Source organism: Brumimicrobium salinarum, assembly GCF_002844555.1.
Taxonomy (GTDB): domain Bacteria; phylum Bacteroidota; class Bacteroidia; order Flavobacteriales_D; family Crocinitomicaceae; genus Brumimicrobium; species Brumimicrobium salinarum.
Genome location: NZ_PJNI01000040.1, coordinates 1 through 2,594 on the forward strand (window position 1 = coordinate 1; position 2,594 = coordinate 2,594).

The following is a 2,594-nucleotide window of genomic DNA, read 5'->3' on the forward strand; positions in this document are numbered from 1 at the left end:
AATGAAAACATCGATTGTTCCCTTGTTGATGTGGTGAGTTATTCTGATTACTACCCGTTTGGTATGCAAATGCCGGGGAGAAATGGACAGACAGATGCTTATCGCTATGGAGCAGCAAATGGACAAGAAAAAGTAGATGAAATTTCCGGAGAAGGTAATCACTATACAGCTGAATTTTGGGAGTATGACCCACGAATAGCGAGGCGTTGGAATCCCGATCCAATTGTTAAACATCATGAAAGCCCTTATGCAGTATTTGCAAATAATCCTATTTGGTTCGTAGATAGGGATGGAGCGGATACATCTACTGTCGATGACATATCATTTAATCATACAGATCCATTAGAAGTTGACGCCAAAAATATTGAAAGTCTTAAAAAAGAAATTAATGAAGTAAAAGATTATATCGAAGATGCTGAAAGACGTCTGGCATTTGCAAAATTTGGAAATAGTGCTGTTCATCTACTTAAAAATCCGATAACTCAAGGCTGGGGTGCGGCAAATGACGGTGGAATTGAAGTTTTAGAATCAGAAATTAGACGTGGAAAAGCGCTGGTTAATCAAGGTATACTTAAAGTGAATAAACTTGTTTCTGAATACAACAAGAACTTAGAGGGTGTTAGAGCTACCTTTGAACAATTGAATGCTGTAGCAAGAATCACAGTGGATGATCCAGAATTTCCGACTCAAGTAACAATGGTGATATATAAAAGAGTTAATTATGACATTGGTGACAATAAAGCTAGTTATAATTATGAAATTGATGGCAAAAGGTTTAATTTTGGTTATAAAGTAACCGATCAAAATTATATTTATATCAAGTTGAATAGAAAAGAATATATGTCTACGGAAGAAGGATATGATAGAACACATTTTTTGCCTAGTGCTCCTGGTCTAATAGATAATTAATAAATCTTATAAAATGAAAATAGCGATACCCATAATTTTGATTATATTTCTTACCAATTCATCATGCAAAAATGAAAGTGTTGAAGAAGAAGGTAAAATGAAAAGTATTTCTACATTAATAAAAGATTCACTTGATCAAGGTATAAAAGATTTGAGTAGAGCAACGTCAAGATTAGACAGCATCCTTCGAGTGGACACGATTAGTACGTACAATTCCAAAATGAAGGCAAAAAAGTTGAATACTTTTGAAGAGTTACGTGCTGATAGCACAATTGATTTAGAAATAATTATAGAGGAGTATGAGGAATAAACTAGCTGCGTTTCACCTTCCTTTCTACTTCTTCGGACTCTGCGAAGTATGAAAAACGTCAACAATAATAATTTCATTTTCGATGATATTAAAATACACACCGTAAGGAAATTCCCCAAGCTGCCCCAAAATTTAGCGCAGCTTCTCGTGGTCTTGAGTTACCTTTCACTCCACTTCTGTGGGTTTTGACTTGTATGAAAAACCGCTCTTACAGTAATCTGTTTTTTATTTTCATCAAGGGTATAATGTACCATGGCAGGAAATTTTTTCAACGGTAGACAACGTACATCTTTATATCGTATTTGGTAGAAAGGATTTTTACGAATGGATTTAAAGGTTGACTTAACGTCATTATGAAAGCGTTTACCAAGCCCCCTTTTGTTTATCGTTGTAGAAATGGATTTGCTCCTGAATATCAATTTTTGCTTGTGGATTAACTTTAAATACCATCGAAATCGTCTTTAATATCATCCCAGTGGAGTAAGTCTTCTTCTTTTGTGTTTTGGATGCGATCCAATACAATCTCCTGATGTTTCTTAGGGATAACGAGTTCATCATTCTTGATTTCTAAACCAAGCTGATTGACGAGCTCCATAAAGAAGCTTAATTTAGTGTCGGGAACTTTTAATGTAATTTCTTTCATGATGTTGATAATTTATAAATGCTTTTTTTGTACAAAACCCTACTAATACTTTGCTAAACAAATATAGGGTAAATAATCCCAACTAAAAACAAGTGAGTAAATTTTCAGTTGAAAGAAAAAAATACTTAATTTAGAAACTTCAATGGGCTGCAAAAAACTGACATATCACGAAACTTTATCACCGCTAAAAGTGATGTGTAATGATTTGAATGTCAGCGGAATTAGTTGTGTAGGTTCTTACCGTTATGGCTTCCAAGGACAGGAAATGGATGACGAGATTAAAGGTGAGGGCAATAGTGTGAATTACAAGTATCGTATGCACGATCCAAGGGTCGGGAGGTTCTTTGCGGTGGATCCGCTTACAAAAAAGTATCCACATTATACTCCATATAGCTTTAGTGGTAATAAAGTTATCCATGCAGTTGAATTAGAGGGCTTAGAAGAAGCTGTATTAAATGACGGATCATCTATCCATACGGGACCATTAGATGATGACGCTACAATAGATAAATTAGAGGAATCAGGTGCTTGGGATGACGATAAATATGTAACTGAATGGCCGGGGGGAGAAAAAGGACTTGAACCCGTGACAATATTTTCTTTTGGATTTGTTTGGGATGATGAAGGCAACACAAACCCTTATATTACCGTTGGCGGGGGTGTTGGTGCAGATGCTGGTTTTGGTTTTGATGCTGGTGCTATCTCTTCAACAAATGGCAAGCGGTTTAATAA

3 protein-coding genes and 1 pseudogene are annotated in these 2,594 nt (G+C 35.6%); 3 read left to right on the top strand and 1 reads right to left on the bottom strand.

The window, feature by feature from the left end:
- Both CW751_RS15495 and CW751_RS14980 read left to right on the top strand, forming a co-directional pair.
- Positions 1-909, top strand: a pseudogene (locus tag CW751_RS15495) (hypothetical protein); the annotation flags it as partial.
- Positions 910-922: 13 nt separating this feature from the next.
- The gene (locus tag CW751_RS14980) at positions 923-1,219 is read left to right on the top strand and encodes a hypothetical protein (RefSeq protein WP_101335832.1); all 297 of its coding nucleotides are present in this window, start codon (positions 923-925) and stop codon (positions 1,217-1,219) included.
- Between the two features lie 439 nt (positions 1,220-1,658).
- Here CW751_RS14980 and CW751_RS14985 read toward each other — a convergent pair whose 3' ends face one another.
- Positions 1,659-1,862, bottom strand: a complete 204-nt coding sequence (locus tag CW751_RS14985) for a hypothetical protein (RefSeq protein WP_101335833.1) — start codon at positions 1,860-1,862, stop codon at positions 1,659-1,661.
- A 142-nt stretch (positions 1,863-2,004) separates the two neighbouring features.
- Between CW751_RS14985 and CW751_RS14990 the strand changes: the two genes are divergently transcribed.
- Positions 2,005-2,594: RHS repeat-associated core domain-containing protein (locus tag CW751_RS14990; RefSeq protein WP_317045826.1), on the top strand; the 590-nt coding region annotated here is incomplete at its 3' end.

Bases quoted from the DNA above. Each gene is read 5' to 3' on its own strand.
- CW751_RS14985 (WP_101335833.1), bottom strand. From the start codon at position 1,862: ATGAAAGAAATTACATTAAAAGTTCCCGACACTAAATTAAGCTTCTTT.
- CW751_RS14980 (WP_101335832.1), top strand. From the start codon at position 923: ATGAAAATAGCGATACCCATAATTTTGATTATATTTCTTACCAATTCA.